Raw genomic sequence first — 18,564 nt, 5'->3', positions numbered from 1 at the left:
TTTGACAAAAGTATTCCAATCGGAATAAATATTCCACTTGGAATACTTTTGGACGACTCCCCATGCCCACTACGACTGGATCTGCATCGGACGCCGATGCCTCGAAAGGTGCTGCTCCGCTCGCGCGCCCGTCGAAAATACGCCGCTTCCTCATGCCAGCCGGCGTCGTGTTGGCCCTCGCGGCGGTGTTGGCCCTCGCTTACTGGTGGCTGGTGGGCCGCTTTATCCAGAGCACGGACGATGCCTACCTGCAGGCCGACAGCGTCACTGTCGCCCCGAAGGTCAGTGGCTATGTCACCGACGTCTACGTCGGCGACAGCGTTCCGGTAAAGGTCGGCGATCCATTGGTGAGGCTCGATAGTCGCCAATATCAGGCCGCGCTGGATCAAGCCCAGGCCACGATCGATGCGCGCAAGGCGGATATCCTGCGCGCGCAGGCTGGCGTTCCGCAGCAGCGTGCTGCTATCGAACAGGCAAAGGCGCAACAACAAGTTGCAGTGGTCAACAGCCGCCATGCCGAAGACGAAGTGCGTCGCTACGGACCGCTGGCGACAACCGGTGCCGAAAGCGGCGATCAGCTATCGGTGTTGACCACCAACCGTGATCAGGCGCGCGCAACGCTGACCGCCGACGCTGCGGCGCTTGATCAGGCGCAAGCGCGAATGGCTGATCTCAACGCTCAGCTCATGCAAGCGCAGGCGCAACTGGAAGTGGCGCAGGCATCGGCGCGTCAGGCGCAGCTCGATATGCAAGACACCTTGATTCGCAGTTCGCTGGCCGGTCGCATCGGTGACCGCACGGTACGCGTGGGGCAGTACGCGCAACCCGGTACGCGGATGATGACCGTCGTGCCGGTGCAGAGCATTTATCTCACGGCCAACTTCAAGGAGACCCAGGTCGGCCGGATGCGCGCAGGTCAACGTGCGAGTCTGCATGTGGATGCGTTGGCGGGCGCCGATCTGCACGGTGTGGTCGACAGCTTCGCGCCGGGCACCGGTTCGCAGTTTGCGTTGCTGCCACCTGAAAACGCGACCGGCAATTTCACCAAGATCGTGCAGCGTGTACCGGTGCGCATCCGCATCGATGCTGATGCGAATACGCGGAAATTGCTGGTTCCCGGTTTGTCGGTGACGGTAGACGTGGATACACGCCCTGCGCACGACGATCAGTCGGTGACGACAGCAGGCAATAGTCATGGCTGAGACGGCAGCCATGCCGGCCAGTCACCCCGAACGTGCCAGTGCCGCGGATTGGATCGCCGTGGCCGCTGGTTCGCTCGGCGCGTTGATGGCCACGCTCGACATCTCCATCACCAATTCCGCGTTGCCGCAGATCCAGGGTGAAATCGGTGCCACGGGTACGGAAGGCACCTGGATTTCGACTGGTTACCTGATGTCGGAAATCGTGATTATCCCGCTGGCCGCCTGGTTGACGCGCGTATTCGGTTTGCGCAAATTTCTGCTGGGCGCCGCGGTGCTGTTTATCCTGTTCTCGATGATGTGCGGCTTGTCGCACACGTTGACGGCCATGATCATTGGCCGCATCGGCCAGGGCCTGACCGGTGGCGCGATGATTCCGACCGGCCAAACCATCATCCGCAGCCGTCTGCCGATGTCGCAGCTGCCGATCGGCATGACGCTCTTTGGTTTGATCGTGTTGCTCGGACCATTGCTGGGCCCGGTGCTAGGCGGTTGGCTTACGGAAAACATCAGCTGGAGCTGGTGCTTTTTCATCAACTTGCCTGTGTGCATCGGTCTGATCGCGTTGCTGTTGCTTGGTCTGCCGCCGGATCATCCGCAATGGGATGCGCTTAAACAGGCGGACTGGCTGGGTATCGCCGGACTCTCGGCCGGCCTTAGCTCATTGACGGTGGTGTTGGAGGAAGGCCAGCGCGAACGTTGGTTCGAGTCCAACATGATCGTCTGGCTAAGTCTGTTGTCGCTGGCCGGCATGGTGCTGATCGCGATCTCGCAGTTCACCGCCAAGAGACCGGTAATGCGCTTGAGCCTGCTACGCAATCCGCGTTATGCCAGCGTCATTCTTATCGTGCTGGTGGTCGGTGCGGTGTTCTATTCGGTCATCTATCTGATACCGCAATTCCTTGGTTTGATCGCCGGATACAACGCAGAGCAATCGGGCTGGGTGATGCTGGTCTCCGGCGTGCCGGCCTTTCTGATGATGCCGATGCTGCCGCGCCTGCTGGGCAAGGTCGATTTTCGAATCATGGTGATCACCGGCCTGATGTGTTTCGTGGTGAGCTGCATGTTGGACATCCATTTGACGGCGCAAAGCGTCGGTCATGATTTCTTCTGGTCGCAGTTGATTCGCGGCGCGGGCCAAATGCTGGTGTTCATGCCGTTGAACCAGGCCTCAATGGCAGCGGTAACCCGGGAGGAAGCCGGCGACGCAGCCGGTGTTTACAACATGGCGCGCAACCTCGGAGGCTCGATCGGCTTGGCCGTCATCGGCACCGTGATCGACCGGCGCAATACGTTTCATGTGGCGACCATCCGCGAATCGCTGACGGCGAATTCGGTGTTGGGCCAGGATCGTCTCGCCGCCAACGCAGCCGGCTGGTTTGCGCGAACCGGTGATATGGCTTACGCAAAGATGCGCGTGCTCGGCCAGCTTGCTGCGCAGATCCAGCAGCAAGCGATGGTGATCACCTTTTCCGAAGTCTTCTACGTGCTGGGCATCGCACTGCTGTGCTGTATTCCACTCGCGTTGCTGCTGAAGACGCCCAGCTATGGCGCGCCAGCCGCCGCTGGTCACTAAGGATTTTAGTCATGCATACAAGCGACTCATATGTTTCACGCGTCCTGTTCTTCGCGCTGCTCGCCTCGCTCGCGGCGTTGCCAGGCTGCACCGTTGGCCCCGATTATCGCGGCGCGCCGGACGTGGCGGGTGGCGCAGGGCACGCCAACACTTTTGTTCGTACACCGGCGACGGGCATCACATCGGCGCATGCGCCAGGCCAATGGTGGAACACGCTCGGTGATGCGCAACTGAGCGCATTGATCGACGCGGCGTTGGCGCACAACCAGGATTTGCAAGCGGCGCAGGCACGTTTGCGCGAGTCGCGTGCACAGCTGCAACAGCAGCGTGCCGAAGCGTTGCCGACTGTGTCGGCCGATGCGGCCGCGCTACGTGCACGGGAACCAGATGTGTCCGGCCTGCAGACATCGCAGACCAATACGAACCAAACGACGCCAGCAGGGCAATCCATCCGCACGTCGCAGGGGCAAGGTCCGTTGCAGCTGTACACCGCCGGCTTCGACGCGTCATGGGAGTTGGACCTGTTCGGCGGCACGCGCCGCGCGATCGAGGCTGCCTCGGCCCAGGCTGATGCCGTCGACGCCGATCTCGCCGATACGCAGGTGTCGCTGGCTGCCGAAGTGGCACAGGCATACATCGGTCTGCGCGACCAACAGCAACGCCTGACGTTGGCCAATCAATCGGCCGAACTTCAACAACAAACGCTCGTCTTGATTCAGCAGCGACGCGCGCGCGGTGTCGCCGGCGATGCCGATGTCGAACGTCAAACCACGCAAGTGGAAAACACCCGCGCGACACTCATTCCGCTGGACCAGCAGATCACCGAGTCGCTCGACCAACTCGCCGTGCTCACCGGCCAAGCTCCCGGCGCACTCGATCGCCAATTATCGGCACCGGCACCTTTGCCTGTTATGCCCGCGACTGTGCCGATCGACGATCCGGCAAGAATGTTGCAGCAGCGCCCGGATATTCGCGCCGCCGAACGTCGGCTTGCCGCGAGCAACGCGCAGATCGGCGAACGCACCGCCGATTTGTTTCCCAGGGTGACGATGTTGGGTTTCGTCGGCTCCAACGCCGCCGATCCCGGACACCTGACACGAAGGAGCTCACTCACCTGGCTCGGCGTGCCCTATCTGCAATGGAATGTGTTTGACTTTGGACGCACGCGCAGCAGTATTCGTCAAGCCGAAGCGAGCCGCGACGAAGCCAACGCCCGCTATGCGCAAACCGTGCTCGCTGCGTTGCAGGACGCCAACAACGCGCTATCCCGTTATGGTCATCAACGCGAAAGCGTCGCTCGCTTGCAGCAGATCGAAGCATCAGCCGATCGCTCCGCGACGTTGATGCGCCAACGTTACAACGCGGGTGCCTCCTCGCTGATCGATCTGCTGGATACGCAACGTACACAATTCTCCGCACAGCAAAACCTCGTCCAGGGACGCGCCGATCTGCTGAAAGATTTCGTGTCACTGCAAAAGAGCCTCGGGCTTGGCTGGGTTTCAGCACGCTAAGGCAACTGGTGGCGACGTCATCAATGACTGGCATTGCTCGATGGATTGTGTCCGGTGGATCGACATGTGCAGGCGCGTCGACCTTATTTAAAGCGCCATGATCGAAGCTCGGAATGCAAAAGCATTTAACGGACTTTGTGCGCGGCGCGATCGGACGCACCTCTGAAACGCCCACTTCGAAAAGGGGTGTTGAGTCAGGGCTGGCGAGCTCGAAGGTATGGGCATTGGACTACCCTGCATTTCCAGACAGATTTGCGCATCTACTAGAGTTCTAGTTGACAACGGCAAAGATCGCGTTAGTATCAACTATATACATAGTAGATAGACGGTGCGCGATGAAGATCTCCTTTACCGATCGTGAGGCGGATGTCATGCAGGTGCTGTGGGATCACGGCCCCTCGGTTGTCGCAGAAGTGCGCGAGCGATTGAACGACGAGCTTGCCTACACCACCGTGCTCACCGTATTGCGCACGCTCGAAGCCAAAGGCTATGTCGGGCACGACGAAGAAGGACGCGGGCACCGCTATTTCGCCAGCGTAAAGCAGCAGGTGGCGCGCAAGAATGCTGTGCAGCACCTGACCGACAAGCTGTTCAAGGGCTCGGCGGAACTGCTGTTTTCGCATCTGGTATCCGATCAGAAACTGAGCCCGGAACAGATCCGGCGCATGCGCCAATTACTGGCCGATCGGTCCAACAAGGAGAAGCCGTGATGCTGGCCATGGTGATCTATGTGTTGATCGTCAGCGTTCTGCTGAGTGCCGCCGCGCTGGTGGCCGAATACGCGGCGAAGCAGCGTGGGGCGTCAAGGCGGTGGATATGGATGACATCGATTGTCGCCTCGCTGCTGCTGCCGCTGATCATTGCCAACGTCACCATCCAGGTGCCCGATCTGATCAAGCAGGCAAATACGGCAAAATCCATCGTCTTGCGTGACACGACATCGGTGCATGTGCCTATGGCAGTGCTTGATCTTGGCATGCCGGATTTGAATGTGGAGTCTGATCGAGGCGATGCACAGTTTCACCGCATTTGGCTGGCAGCGTCGCTTTTGGTACTGGCGGCGCTGGTTCTCAGCGGTGGGCTGCTCTATTGGCGCAAACGTCATTGGGTGCAGGGAACTCTTTGTGGCACATCGGTGTTGATCGCGCCGGATGTGGGGCCAGCCGTGGTCGGTTTGCTGCGTCCGTGCATGGTCGTGCCGACGTGGCTGCTGCAGGAATCCGCGGCTCGGCAGCAATTCGTGATGGCCCACGAGCAATCCCATCTGGATGCGCGTGATCCGCAGATGCTGACTATCGCGCTATGCCTGCTGGTTGTGATGCCCTGGAATCTGCCGCTGTGGTGGCAATTCCATCGGCTGCGCCGTGCGATCGAAGTGGATTGCGATGCGCGTGTGCTGCGCGGCGGACGGGATGTGGGTGAGTACTGCGAAACCCTGATCCAGGTCGGTCAGAACCAATCCAGTTACATCGCTGCCGTGGCTGCCATGTCGGAGTCCGGATCGTTTCTTGAGCAGAGGATCAAAATCATGTTGCTGAAACCAGGGAAGTGGGCGCGCCTATCGGCGCTGGCGATGATCGGCGTATCGGTGGGCGTTGCTGCATTCGCCGCCCAGGTGACGCCGCCGGATAGCGCCGATGCACCAGCGGAGCATGAGGTGAACGTAAGCCCTGCAGTGCTTGCAAATTATGCGGGTATATACAGATTCGGTCCCTATTCGGTGATGACGGTGAAGCTGGATGGATCACAGCTTTACGGGCAGCTCACCGGGCAGAGGTTCGTTCCGTACCAAGCGAGCAGCAATAACTCGTTTTTCGTAACGCGGCTCAATGTGCATCTGAATTTCGTGGTGGATACGCAAGGCCAAACCACGGCCATGGAGTTCTACCAGAATGGCCACCATGTCACCGCTCCGCGCATCGATGCGGCTACGGCGCAGGGTATTCTGAAAGTGCTCGATGCACGGGTAAGCGCCCAGCAACCTTATCCCGACAGCGAACAGGTTTTGCAGATCGTTCTCACCCAGAATCCTGATGCACCACGGCTAAGTCCGGACCTGGCTAAGCTCATCCGCGAACAGAAACCGGCAGCCGAGGCCTTCCTTAGCAAGCTAGGTCCAATGACATCGCACGAGTTCATTGGAGTCACTCCTCAAGGATGGGACAAATATCTGGTTCGCCACGAAAATGGCACGGAGGTGGTGGGCTTTGTGCTCGACACAGACGGAACCATATACGGTTCGTACCGTCGCCAGTAAGCCGAAGAACGCGGGTTGGCTTCCTCATCTATGAGGATTCGTGCAGATCGATTCTTCATCTGCAGCAGGAGACCAGCGCGCACGTTGCCTCTGAGCACTTCAGATCAATTGAGCATCGCTATGCGCTTTATATTTCGATTTATGCTACTCGTAGCGTCTCTTGCACTCTCAATATTCCCTGCTTCCACGTGTTTGGCCCAAAGCGCGGTGTTGTCGCCGAACGCCCCTCCGTCCGATCAACAATTGACCTCAGCGCACTGCATTATCGGCGAGGAAAAACCCCTGCCGGGGGACTACTACTACTGTTTAGGTTCAATGGTGTATGGCGAGCACCAGTAGGCAAACGCCCGACGGTTCTTCACCACTGCTGCCAGTTGGGCGAGTAAGCCGGCGGAATTCGTTTTAGGGATCATGGCGCTCGATGGCGACCATCAACCGCGCGACGTCCCACTAGCTCTGGCATGGCTGTCACTGGCTTCGCAAAGGCCCAGTTCCCGCTTCGAGCAAGCGTATGACCAGCTGCTTGGGCAGTCCTCCTCACAAGATCGCAGTCAGGAGAAGCGCTTGTTAAGCATCATGCGACTGACGTATGCAGATGACGTAGCAGCCAATCGTGCCGAGCAGCGCTATCAGCAGGGCATGGATGCGATGCGACGTATCAACAATGGAGGCAGCGACTACTGCATGGAGGGCATGATTGATATCAGTACACTGAGCGGCGGCGCCATCCCCAACCCCGAGGAATGTCCAAAGGTTGAAGAGGTTATGAACGCTATCGATAAGGCATCCGTCAATGTGTTTGACGGTTGGGCCGGTCATGTAACTGGGAGCTCACGGCAAAACGCGAGCAGATCAAATCAAAAATGATGAGATCCCGGATGCCTCGCTTTCGCTAACGATCAGGCGTTCGACTTTGAGTAAGCCGGTTCGAACGATTTCAACAAGCTGTTGCATCGACCGGTTGAGACCGCTGTCGGAAGCGGACATCACCATTGGATTGTGGCCGGAATTTCTTAATTCAAAGCGGATAAACCCGCCGTGACCGAACAAATATGAGATGGCCTGCTGGATTATCTGGAATCTTGCCGGTGAACGCAGCCACTGTCGTTGAAAAACGGATGTCCGCAGTTTGAGTTATGGCGATATACGACCGGTGTTGTGCCGTCGATCCCGATGAGCGTTAACGTTGGCTGAGCGCGAAGATATCTCGCGGGCCGTCATTTCCGGACAGTCCATCCGCTTGGATGGCCATCCACTTGGGTCGTGTGCCGTCCACCGTTAGCCGTGAAATCCAGCGCAACGGCGGGCCGGACGTTTCGGTCCAACTTGGCTGAGCGCAACCAAGCGAGGTGACCACAGCGAACCGCCTAGCCAAGGCTTAGGATATCCGGTAGAGTCTGGCGCGCACGACGCTAGGGCATTCACGCCACGCGTTTACAGGGAAGTATTCTATGAAGCACGCACTCGTTGCGCTTGCAGCAGCCATTGGTGCTGTCGGCGTGTTGCCGGTGGTCCATGCCACGGACAATTACGCGTTTTATAGCGCCAACAATGTGGTTGGCCTGAGTCTCGGATCGCAACACCAGAACTATAGCGAGTTCATTAACGGTGCGACCGCCGATGGTAACTATGGCGATGTCAAACCCTCTTACCGTCTGTACGCCACTACGCAGCGTGACTGGCGGAATATCAGCGATTTGTATTTTGCCGTATCGGCAAGCTACGCCAGCGGCTCAACGACCTACGATGGCGCCCTGGTGAACCTGATCACGGGGGCGCAAACGCCTGTTACGCAACGTACGCCAACGCGCTTGTTCGACTGGAATATTCGTGGCGGCAAGGCCTTTACACTCAATGAGGATGAAACGGTCCAGCTGATTCCTTATCTGGATTATGCCCAGCATCATTGGGATCGCCTGGATGGAGGCGGTGAAGGCGATTATTCCGAGTACTACAAGCATAGTGTCATCAGCGCTGGTGTCATCGGCCAATATGCGGTCACAGACGTGCTGGTGTTGAGCGCTGAAGCGCAGTTGGGCTACCTGTACAACGCGAGCGTGCACGCGCCGGCGCTGGAAGGGCTGATCGATCTGGGGAATGGTGAGTACATTAACGGGACTAACGGCCCGATTATTCTCGGTAACCACGATACCGTGATGCTCAGCTTGGGTGTCGATTACGCACTGACTTACAATTTTCACGTCACCGCCGACTACCGCTGGCAGCGCTATGGCTATGGCATGGGTGTCAATAACGATTTCTCCGAGCCCAAGTCGACCTCGATCATGCAGCGGGTTGAAGTAGGTATAGCGCTGACATTCTGAGTGTTCTGGCTTGTTCCGAAAAAGCCGGGGCGTTGCGCCTAGGCGTTCATTTAATCTGTTGATGGCCGTGCAGCATCAAGTCGGGCCTCGTTGAGCGAAGCGTTCTGCTCGTTGTTAAGATCGCTTCGATCTCAAGCCCGCGCGTCTGATCGGCGACACCGCCTACGGCAGTGCCGAAATGCTTGGCTGGATGGTCGATGACAAGTCGATCGAACCTCATGTGCCGGTATGGGACAAGTCGGAGCGATCGGATGACACCTTCTCTCGAAGCGATTTCAGATGAAGCGAAGAAGATAACCAATATCGTTGCCCTGACGGCAAGCCGCTGCGCTGCGATTGGAGGAAGTTCGCAGTGCCGCGCTCGGGTATCTCCAAGGACGACACCATCATTTCCGATCCAGCGTGCATGACTGCAAGCGTTGTCTGATGAAGGCGCAGTACTGCCCGAAAACACCGATTCGCAAGATTGCTCGCCAGCTCAATGAAGCAGCACGCGATATTGCCCGGGAGATCGTAACAACAGCGCAATACCAGCAGTCCCGCAAGGATTGCAAGAAAGTCGAGATGTTATTCGCGCACCTCAAGCGCATCCTGCGACTGGATCGCTTGCGACTTCGAGGGCTGCTTGGCGCGCAAGATGAGTTCTTGTTGGTGGCAACAGCGCAAAACCTACGCCGAATGGCACAGTGGTTGGTACCGAAACGAGAGCGGCTCACGCACTGCCTGTTTAGCGGACTAAGGGCCGCTAAACCTGAAATGTCGACCGTTCTGCCTACCGAAATCTAGTCACCGCCCGAGCGCGATCTGTTTGCGCCAGTCGAGCCGCTTCAAGAAACCGAGTTTTTCAACGGAATACGCCAGAAGCGGTCGCTCCGAGCGTGGTCGAAATCAGCCCCTTTCCTATCCCGATCATCTGCCGCAATCGTTACATCACGGTCAAGGTGCTCTACCATTTCCACGGACAGTTGAGTTGAGACCTTGGGCTGCCCGTTGAACGTAAACGCTGCCCGCCTATGATTTGAGCATGGGATGAGGTGACGCACGCACCCACGGGACGAGCACGCGCAGCCATCCGGGACGCCAAGCCAAAGCGAAAGCAACGAGCAGTGACGCTCCAGTCAAGGTCATCACCCAAACCAGGGCCGCCATGGAGGCGTGGTCCACGGCAAGGCACAGACCCAATGCGACGACGAGGCTCGATGCGCCCGTGCACCGCAAGAGGCGCGACGTCACCGGTGGCAGAGCACCGGGCCAGACTTGCAACGCATGCGCCGGCATAGATAGCGCCAACCAGCCCATGCCCGCCACGCTGGCAAGCAATGTAGCCGACAGCATGCAGGCCGCGAGTGCGGTTTCAGACACGCGTGGCCTCCGCACTTGTCATCATGCGCGCTTGGGAAACCGAAGCGCGGCGGCTCAACGTACGGGAAGCGAGAAGAGCTATTGTGGCGCTCGACAACAGGAACAAGTCGATGCCGGCGACGGGCCAGTAGCCGGCGGTAATGGTATGTAACAAATCATCGCCCGTCGTGATCCAGTTCAACGACACGGCCGCCAGCGCAAGCATCGCGATCGCCCAGCACTGCTCGCGCCAAGCGGGGTTGACGAGCCCTTGCGCAACCGGTGCGCTGCGCCAGCCTGCATGCAATAGCGCCAGCGCCCAAGTGGCCCAAAAGGCGCAACGCTCCCAGTCGCCACGCGCCGCCAAGCCCTCCGGCAGTAGGCGATTGGCTACCAGTATTCCCAGCGACGCCAGCAGCATGCCTGTCACCGTGGTGACCGCCAGTACATCCACAATCCGCGCACTCTGGCTGCCCTGCTGGGCATGCTGACGCTTGCGCTTCTCAACGAAGAACACGAACCCGGTCGCAATGCACACCGCCCCCGTCAACCCGCCCAACATATAAAACCAGCGCAGCAGCCAATGGCGAAAGTGCTGCAGGTGCAGTCCGGTGAGGAATTCGCTGATGCGGCCCACCGGTGTGGCCGGCGGATCCTCGCGAATCAGCTCCCCGGTCGAGGCTTTGAAGTGGACGCCGTCGCCCACCAGTGCGATGCGATCTGTGCCCGCGCGGTAGACACTGACGTAGCCGTTGGCGTCGCCGACGTGCTGCAGTATCAGGAACCCGACGTCGCCGGTCTTGTCATTCGCCGCCCAGCGGCGCTGCGCCTCGGAGACCATCGCATCCACCGACGCCAACCCCGCGGGCGCGCCGGCACGGTCGTGCGGCAGACCCGTTTCCTGCGCTTCCACCTGCTCGTGCAGCTCGTGCAGACCATGCAGCTGTGTGTCGCCGACCGGAAAGTAATAGGTGCCGGCGAAGATCAACAGGCCAGTGAGAGCAAAGAAGAAGTGGAATGGCAGCGCCACCACGCCGGTGAGGTTGTGCAGGTCCAGCACACTGCGCAGGTGGGACTTGCCCAGGCGAAAGGTAAAGAACTCGCGGAACAGCTTGCGGTGCATCACCACACCGCTGACCAGCGCCGCCAGCATGACCAGCGCAGCAAAACCGACGATCCAGAAACCCAGGTTTTTCCAGTCCAGCGTCAGGCTGTAATGCATCGGGTAGAAAAAGCCGCTGCCGATCTTCAGGCGGTCATCGGGAAGGGCCTTGCCGTTGCGGGGATCGATGGTGCTATCGACCCAGATCACTTCATCCGGATCCTTGGCGTTTGGCACCTCATAGCTGGCATACAACGCCAGCACCGGATCGCGATGAGTGGTGTAGGCGCTCCAATTGACGACGGTATCGAATCGTCTGGGCATGTCCCCGCTGACGCGCGGGCGCATGGCGTCCATGGCCTGGCGCGTCGGCTGCATGCGTTCAAACGCCGGCAACAGCACCTTATCGAACGAGGGCATGGGCTGCGGCTCCATGCGCGTGGCGGGAATGGCCCAGCGATCAATCTCGCGATCGAACACTGACAGGGCACCGAAGAAGAACGCGGCCATCAGCACAAAGCCCAGCACCAGACCGAACCATGTGTGCAGCCAGGCCATCGATTGGCGAAAGCTATTGAACACAACGGATCTCCGCTTCAGACCAACAGCGATTGCACAGCCGAGCCGGCGGCGGTCATCAACGCGCCGCCACCTAACAGCACGACCCAGACCACCACCAGCCGGCGAGCTGCGATCGCCCACAGGAACACCACGAGATAGGCGAGCAATCCCGCGATGGCACCCAGGAACTCGGCATCGTGGAATTCCAGGCCAACTGCAAACAACAGGCTGGTGATCGCGGCCACCACGCCCCAGGCGAAGGCATAACCACCCAGCACCGCGGCGCCTACCCGCGAGGTGGTGCTCAGGCCTGTGGTGCGGGAGGGGCCACAGATGGAAGACGTAGGGGACATGGCTTCAGGTTGGTTTTTCTGTAGTGGTCGAAGTGGCCGTCAGAACAGCCAGTCCAGGCTGAGCATGTAATTGCGCGGCGCGCCGTAGTAGCCGCTGTAGCGCAGGGTGTTGATGTACTTCTCGTTGGCGATGTTCTTGACGTTGAAGCGCAGCGTGGCATTGGACCGGAAGTCCCAGGCGACGAATCCGTTGAGCACGGCGTAGCTGCTCTGGCGCACGGCGAAACCACTGGCTTCCACATTGGATATCTCGCTCTGCCAGCGCCCGCCGAGGCCGAAGGACAACGCGGTGTAGCTCGGTAGGCGGGCGCTGAGCATGAGGTTGGCGGTGCGGCGCGGCACCCATCGATAGGTGTCGTCGCCGTCCTGGCCGGTCAACTTCAGGGTGGTATAACCGAACACCAGATCGAGGTTGTCGCTGAGCTTGCCGGTGGCTTCGAATTCGACGCCCCTGGATTCGACGTCCACGCCGGCGTAGTAGTACTGCCCGTTGTCGTTGTAGCCGATGCCGGTAGCCAGCCCGTCCTGCCGGGCCTTGAACACGGCCAGCGTCGTCAGCAGGCGCTTGTCGAGCCAATCGGCCTTCACGCCCACTTCGTAGTTCGTGCCCTTGGTGGGGTCGAGATAACGCTGGTTTTTGTCGGTCTGGTCCTGCGGCTGGTAGATGTCCGAATAGCTGACATAGCCGAGCACGTGGTCGTTGAAGTCGTAGGTCAGGCCGCCGTAGGGGCTGGTATGGCCCTCGGCCTGGTTGAAGGCCACGCCATAGTTGGCGCCATCGCGGTGGTAGTTGGCGTAGTTGAAGCCGACCACGGCCTTGAGCCGGTCGGTCAACGCAAGCCGGGTCACGCCGAACGCGCGCTTGAGCCGCTGGTTCAAGGTGCTGTAAACGGAGAGATCGCCCCACTGTGGCTCGGGGACCACGTTGCCGGCCCACGGGAATCCGGGCATCTGGATATAGCCGCAATAATCATCGCCGCAGAGTGCCTCGGCATACTGCTGGTTGACCGCCTCGCCCCTGGCGACGCTCACGCCCAGCACCACCTCCTGGTCACGACCGAACAGTTCGAAATGGCCATTGAGCGTGGCCGCACCCAGATGCGCGGTCGTCTTGTCGACGCCGCCCCACGGATAGCCGTACAGGCCCAGGTTGGTGCCCGGCTCCAGTCCGGTTCCCATGATGTCGGTGGCGTAGAACAATTTGGTGTCGTTGCCGATACGGCGGTAGTTGTAGGACAGCTTCAGTTGCCAGTCCGGCGCAAGCTGATGGGTGTATTCGAGGAAGCCGGTCTGGTTGGTGGTGTTCCAATGGGTCCAGTCCTGCGTGGTCGATGCGTCGCGGTTCCAATCGGCCTGGCTGCCGTCGCTGTACATGAAGCTCAGCGCGCCCCACATGCTGCCGTTGGTCCTGGCCTTCTGCCAGGAATAGCCGAGCGCCAGCGTGCCGTTTTCGCCAACCTGTCCATCGACCACGCCGTAGAGGAAATCGCGCTTGTCGTCCTTGCCGCGCAGGTACGAACCGCCGTCCTCGTGTGCGGCGACCACGCGCCCGGCCCAGCTGCCATCAGTGGTGAACGGTGTCGAATAATCCGCTTCGACGCGCTTGGTACCCCATGAGCCGTAGCTGACGCCGAACGAGCCCTGCTCCTTGTTGGTCGGGCGCTTGCGCACGTAGTTGATCGTGCCGGCCGCGTTGCCCACGCCGGTCAGCAGACCGTTGGCACCGCGGATCACTTCCAGCTTCTCGTAGCCGAAATCATCCATCGCGCCGGTGGCGATGCCCCAGCTATTGGGCAGGCCGACGCCGTCGATCTGGGTGTTCTGGATATCGAAACCGCGCGAGGTGTAGTTGGTGCGGTTGGTTTCCCACTCGTCGACTTGGACGCCGGTGGCCAGGCGCAGCGCGTCGTTGACACTGGTGGCACCGAATTGCTCCATTTGCCCCTGATTCACCACGCTGATCGACTGTGGTGTGTCCTTGATTCCGAGATCAAGATTCGTGGCACCGTTGCTGACTCGACCGGCACGCTGGGCGACGACCAGAACCGCGTCCAGGTCCGTTGCTGTGCCATCGCTGCCGGCCTGTCCGCCTGTCGACGCATCCTGCGGCGCGGCAAGTGCCGTGCTCGCCAAGCATGCCAACGCCAGACAAATAGCGATCCGCAGGAGGTTGGAGGCAGATGGAGAATGAACTTTGCAAGCACGTACGGATTGTCGGCTAATCGAGCGCAAGGGGTGCATTGGCGTATCTCTTTGGGAATGGGCGGCAGAGGGCGCAGCGTCTGGCACGCGCCGCTTGCACCCGGCGGCGCGTGACGATGTGCGAGTCTTGGAGGTCTCTACCGGGCCGCAATTAAATACGAATGATTATCATCTTTCAAGTAATATCTTGCGAAACCGTCAGCCGCACGTGCGATATTTTGCGACGCCCTCAGCCGCACGGGATGGCATTGGCTGGAGACCGTGCCCCAGGCCCGGAGCATCACAACCGATCCAGCAGACATGCTGGATGACTACGGCATCTCTCACCCGCTGCCGCATGCATGGATGCGACGAAGAGTGGCCTTCCCGCGGATGTCCGCTCTAGGTCTATTCCGTTGAAAACTCGGTTTCTTGAAGCGGCTCGACTGGCGCAAACAGATCGCGCTCGGGCGGTGACTAGATTTCGGTAGGCAGAACGGCCGAAATTTCAGGTGTAACAGCCCTTAGTCCGCTAAACAGGCAGTGCATGAGCCGCTCTCGGAGCATCGCGCCTTCATCGGACAACGCTTGCAGTCATGCACGCTGGATCGGAAATGATGGTGTCGTCTTTGGTGATATCCGAGCGCGGCACTGCGAACTTCCTCCAATCGCAGCGCAGCGGCTTGCCGTCAGGGCGTTGTAGGGAAATCGGCCGTGATGGTTCTTCGAGAACGTCAAGTTGTCGGGTATCGAATCTTCCAAGCCAAGGCGGCAGAACCAGCGGTAGGCCAGGTTCAGATGCACTTCTTCGGGACGCCGGTTGACCAGGTTCAACTGGTCGATTCAACGGAGCTTTTCAACAGAATAGGTCGGTAGCCGACGTTCGCATTACGCGAAACCGTTATTCAGCCACGGCGCTGGGTTCGAGGGTCAGCGTGTGTTGTGTCGGTCCTGGCAGCAGCGGTGTGGGCTTGCCGTTGACCCAGTCCGCGTGGCCGGCGCCGTAGTAGGGTGATAGCGGGTTGTCGCTCTGGCCACCGGGCATTTCGAGGATGCCCTGGGCCTCGTGGCCTGGGGCAACGTCGAAGCGCTCGGAGGCGCCGAAGCCGGGAGCGGCGACGCGCGGCATGTTGTTGTCACCAGGCAATGGATCGTCGGGCATGTTGAGGGTGCGGCCTAGCCACTTGGGCAGGGCAACGGAAAGCGGATGCCTGATGTCGCTGCGATTCTTTTCACCCCAGGTTCGCGCAGCGAGGCCGCCAGGCTGCTTGTCGAGTTCGCTGGCGACGTGGCTGGCGGCAGCAAGCAAAAGTGCATGCCAGTCGCGATAGGTCGGATTGAGCAGGTTGGCTGGCTGCGTGGTGATCAGATTCCAGACCGCGCCTTCGGCGGCATTTTCGGCCGGCCACGCAAAGTCGCCATAGCGTTGTTTGACCCGCGCCACGAACGGCGACAGCACGACTTCGGTCACCTGTGTGCGGAAGGCACGCACTAGCCGGTAGTCGACACTGTCGACATCGGCGCGGCCACGCCAGGTGGCGGTGAGTTGGCGTAGCGTTTGCAGCTCGGGGTCATGCGTATCGGCGAGTGTCTGTTGCAGCAGCTGCTGCCAGCGCGTCAGCAGCACGGCGCGGTTGTCCAGCTGTACGTCGAGCAGGTTGTTCGGAGCAAATTTATTCTGCGCGCGCAAGTCGTCACGGATCTGCTGTGCGCGGGCACCAAGGTCGTGGCCGCCGTTGCCGAGCAGAGCCAGTGCATCGCCGCTCACCGTTCGGTTGTTGGCTGTCCACAGACGCGCATCTGAAGGATTTTCGATGCGTGGATACTGCGCCGGTGTGGCCCAGCCCTGCCAGCCGCTGCCGGGCTTTGACCAGTCTGAAGGCCGCAGCGGATCAATAGTGGCGCGCAGCGGAATGCTGTTGCCGGCCAGCGTCCAGCCGATATGACCGGTACTGTCGGCGACCACGAAATTCTGCGGCGGCATGCCGAACTGCGGGGCGAGATCGAGTGCCGCATGCGCGTCGGTCGTCTGCTCCAGCTGCATCAGTGCGACGTTGTAGCCGCGTGGCTGATCGGCGATCCAGGCCAGCGCCAGCGGCGTGTCATCGACATCGCTGGCCATGATCGGACCCCAGCGTGTGTCCTTGACTTTCAGAACGGTGTCGGGTTTGCCTTTGACGTGGATATGTTCATCGTGGGCGTCGATATTGGCCCAGCCTTCGGGCACCTTGTAGCGGCTGGCGTTGGTCGGGTCTCGTTGCACGCGCACCCAGTCCAGCCAGTCGCCGTAGCTGTTGGTGAAACCCCAGGCGATCTGGCCGTTAGAGCCCACGATCATCGCCGGTGTGCCGGGCAGGGTGACGCCGTTGACATCGCGCTGCCCGTTCGGCGCGCTGGCGTCGGGATAGCGAAGACGCGCGCGGAACCAGATATTTGGTACGCGCAGGCCCAGATGCATGTCGTTGGCAACCATCGCGGCACCGGTATCGGTGAGCGAGCCGGCGACAGCAAAGCTGTTGCTGCCCGGACGCGGCGCATCAAGCGCGGGAAGCAGCGCGGCGGTGAGGTCGGTCGGTTTGTCGACTGTGGCGAGACGATTCAGGTCGAAGACGCTGGCATCGGGAACGGCCTGTCGTGGCGACAGCTGATTATCCAGTGGCGCCTCCCAGTCGGGATCGGGCGCCATCAGGAAATCCACCAGTGGGCCGGGCAGTACCGAGCGCATCTGCGCCAGTCGCAGCTCGCGCTCGTTGCGGCCGTCACCGTTCAAATCCAGGTACATCGCGGCAATCACTAATGCACTGTCTTCCGATCGCCACGGCTGCGGCTGGCTGCCCAGTAGCAGGTATTCCCACGGCCGCACATGCAGATCGGCAAGTCCGGCATTGACGCCGTCACGGTAGCGGTCGAGCTGATGCTTCTGCGTTGGCGGTAGCTGCGCGTACGCGGCTTCGACCACGGCACGCAGGCGGTGGCGGCGATGATTGAGGTCGCTGGGTAGTGCAGCAGGCCCGACCAGCTCAGCCAGTTCGCCGGCCGGCATGCGGCGCATCAGGTCCATCTCGAAGAAGCGCTCCTGCGCGTGCACATAGCCCAATGCAAAGCTGATGTCGTCGCGGTTGGCACCATCGATGGTGACGGTGCCCAACGCGTCCCGGCCGATGCTGACCCTGGCGCTCAGGCCGGGAAACGGTCGCTGCCCATCAAGCCGCGCGCGGCTGCCGGCGAGCAACCAACATGCCGTGATAATGGCGATCAGCAACAGCACGACAATGGCGACCAGCAAGCTTCTGACGATGTGCCTGCGCAGCGAAGTCATTGCGCGACAAACACGGCGAAGATGCCGGCATACGGCTTCACCATGAAAGCCGGCGCGCCGGCGTAGCCGTTGCCGTCGACATAGATCTGCGAAATGCTGCCGTCCAGATACAGCGCGTCCTGGCAGCCCAGCTCATCCCTGAATAGCCGTCCAAACGTGTGGAAATTCACTGGCGTCTCGCTCACCGCAAAGACGACTTCGCTGGAGGTTTTTACACAGACGCCACTGCGCCACTTCATGCTGTCGGAAGCGTCGATGAACTGATCATTGAGCTTGCCGTCAATCACCAGCATGGGGCCGGACTGGCTAGCCCACTGCGCGTGCTGACCGTCAGCCTTGAAATCGCTACTGGTGCGCACGGCGGCGTGGCCATCGGGATAGACCACAAATACACCATTGGGCAGTAGTGAAAAATTGCCCGACGCGGGGTTGCCGTGATTGAGATTCAGCGGCACCACGGTCTTGCCGTTTTCCACATACAGGCCCAGCGGCACGGATTGTTTGTCGTAGATACCGGCGTTGGCCGCGAACAGCAGCTTCTGGCCATGGGCTTCGCCCCATTGGCGCAGAGCATTGATGCTGCCGAACGGCTGCGATGTCTGCGGGTCGCGCCAGTGCAGGCTCAGCTTTTCGCGCTTGAGATCCAGATGCACCACGCGGTAGTTTTGCCCGTCGAACGTCAGCTCGCTGCTGTCGACTGCCCGCGCAGGCGCAGCGCAGCCGAGCAGGTTGGTGAGCAACACAAACGCCAAGGCCCAACGCAACAAAGGGCGGCAGGCAAAGGGATGAGAGGATGAAGGCGAAGTGAGAGGGCGCATCTTCTGATGGTCGCCGGCCGGC

General features: G+C 60.4%; 13 protein-coding genes and 2 pseudogenes. 8 read left to right on the top strand and 7 right to left on the bottom strand.

Going from position 1 to position 18,564, the window contains the following annotated elements; all coding sequences use genetic code 11:
• Positions 1-62 precede the first annotated feature (62 nt).
• The 8 genes and pseudogenes from HDE79_RS08330 to HDE79_RS21930 all read left to right on the top strand — a co-directional run.
• The gene (locus HDE79_RS08330) at positions 63-1,202 is read left to right on the top strand and encodes an HlyD family secretion protein (protein ID WP_184601472.1); all 1,140 of its coding nucleotides are present in this window, start codon (positions 63-65) and stop codon (positions 1,200-1,202) included.
• Positions 1,195-2,775 carry an MDR family MFS transporter gene (locus tag HDE79_RS08325; protein ID WP_184601471.1) on the top strand — a complete coding sequence of 527 codons (1,581 nt, stop codon included), beginning with the start codon at positions 1,195-1,197 and terminating at the stop codon, positions 2,773-2,775. The genes HDE79_RS08330 and HDE79_RS08325 overlap by 8 nt, the downstream gene beginning before the upstream one ends.
• Before the next feature lie 11 nt (positions 2,776-2,786).
• A complete protein-coding gene (locus HDE79_RS08320; RefSeq protein WP_184601470.1) occupies positions 2,787-4,286 on the top strand; it encodes an efflux transporter outer membrane subunit in 1,500 nt (499 codons plus the stop codon).
• A 335-nt stretch (positions 4,287-4,621) separates the two neighbouring features.
• Complete coding sequence (locus tag HDE79_RS08315) at positions 4,622-4,996, top strand: BlaI/MecI/CopY family transcriptional regulator (protein ID WP_184601469.1); 375 nt, start codon at positions 4,622-4,624, stop codon at positions 4,994-4,996.
• Positions 4,996-6,543, top strand: a complete 1,548-nt coding sequence (locus HDE79_RS08310; RefSeq protein WP_184601468.1) for a M56 family metallopeptidase — start codon at positions 4,996-4,998, stop codon at positions 6,541-6,543. Before HDE79_RS08315 ends, HDE79_RS08310 begins: the two co-directional genes overlap by 1 nt.
• A gap of 411 nt (positions 6,544-6,954) precedes the next feature.
• Positions 6,955-7,410 (top strand): hypothetical protein, encoded by a 456-nt coding sequence (locus tag HDE79_RS08305; protein ID WP_221440081.1) that lies wholly within the window; start codon positions 6,955-6,957, stop codon positions 7,408-7,410.
• Positions 7,411-7,994: 584 nt separating this feature from the next.
• The gene (locus HDE79_RS08300; RefSeq protein ID WP_184601466.1) at positions 7,995-8,867 is read left to right on the top strand and encodes a hypothetical protein; all 873 of its coding nucleotides are present in this window, start codon (positions 7,995-7,997) and stop codon (positions 8,865-8,867) included.
• Positions 8,868-8,988: 121 nt separating this feature from the next.
• A pseudogene (locus HDE79_RS21930) lies at positions 8,989-9,569 on the top strand (transposase); the annotation flags it as partial.
• 309 nt (positions 9,570-9,878) lie between these two features.
• Here the strand turns inward: HDE79_RS21930 and HDE79_RS08290 are convergent.
• From HDE79_RS08290 to HDE79_RS08260, 7 genes and pseudogenes are all read right to left on the bottom strand, one after another.
• Positions 9,879-10,229 (bottom strand): DUF3325 domain-containing protein, encoded by a 351-nt coding sequence (locus tag HDE79_RS08290; RefSeq protein ID WP_184601464.1) that lies wholly within the window; start codon positions 10,227-10,229, stop codon positions 9,879-9,881.
• Positions 10,222-11,892, bottom strand: coding sequence for a PepSY-associated TM helix domain-containing protein (locus HDE79_RS08285; protein ID WP_184601463.1), 1,671 nt, complete (start codon positions 11,890-11,892; stop codon positions 10,222-10,224). The genes HDE79_RS08290 and HDE79_RS08285 overlap by 8 nt, the downstream gene beginning before the upstream one ends.
• A gap of 14 nt (positions 11,893-11,906) precedes the next feature.
• Entirely contained in the window at positions 11,907-12,224 is a 318-nt protein-coding gene (locus HDE79_RS08280) for an iron uptake protein (protein WP_184601462.1), read from the bottom strand.
• Between the two features lie 39 nt (positions 12,225-12,263).
• Positions 12,264-14,357, bottom strand: coding sequence for a TonB-dependent siderophore receptor (locus HDE79_RS08275; protein ID WP_255488332.1), 2,094 nt, complete (start codon positions 14,355-14,357; stop codon positions 12,264-12,266).
• A 753-nt stretch (positions 14,358-15,110) separates the two neighbouring features.
• Positions 15,111-15,215, bottom strand: a pseudogene (locus tag HDE79_RS08270) (transposase); the annotation flags it as partial.
• A gap of 91 nt (positions 15,216-15,306) precedes the next feature.
• A complete protein-coding gene (locus tag HDE79_RS08265; RefSeq protein WP_184601461.1) occupies positions 15,307-17,724 on the bottom strand; it encodes a penicillin acylase family protein in 2,418 nt (805 codons plus the stop codon).
• On the bottom strand, positions 17,721-18,476 hold the full coding sequence (locus HDE79_RS08260) for a phosphodiester glycosidase family protein (protein WP_255488331.1): 756 nt from the start codon (positions 18,474-18,476) through the stop codon (positions 17,721-17,723). The genes HDE79_RS08265 and HDE79_RS08260 overlap by 4 nt, the downstream gene beginning before the upstream one ends.
• Positions 18,477-18,564: the final 88 nt, after the last annotated feature.

Source organism: Rhodanobacter sp. MP1X3 (assembly GCF_014207165.1).
Classification (GTDB): domain Bacteria; phylum Pseudomonadota; class Gammaproteobacteria; order Xanthomonadales; family Rhodanobacteraceae; genus Rhodanobacter.
The sequence above is the reverse complement of the archived record's forward strand: the minus strand, read 5'-3'. Positions and strand labels throughout refer to the sequence as shown.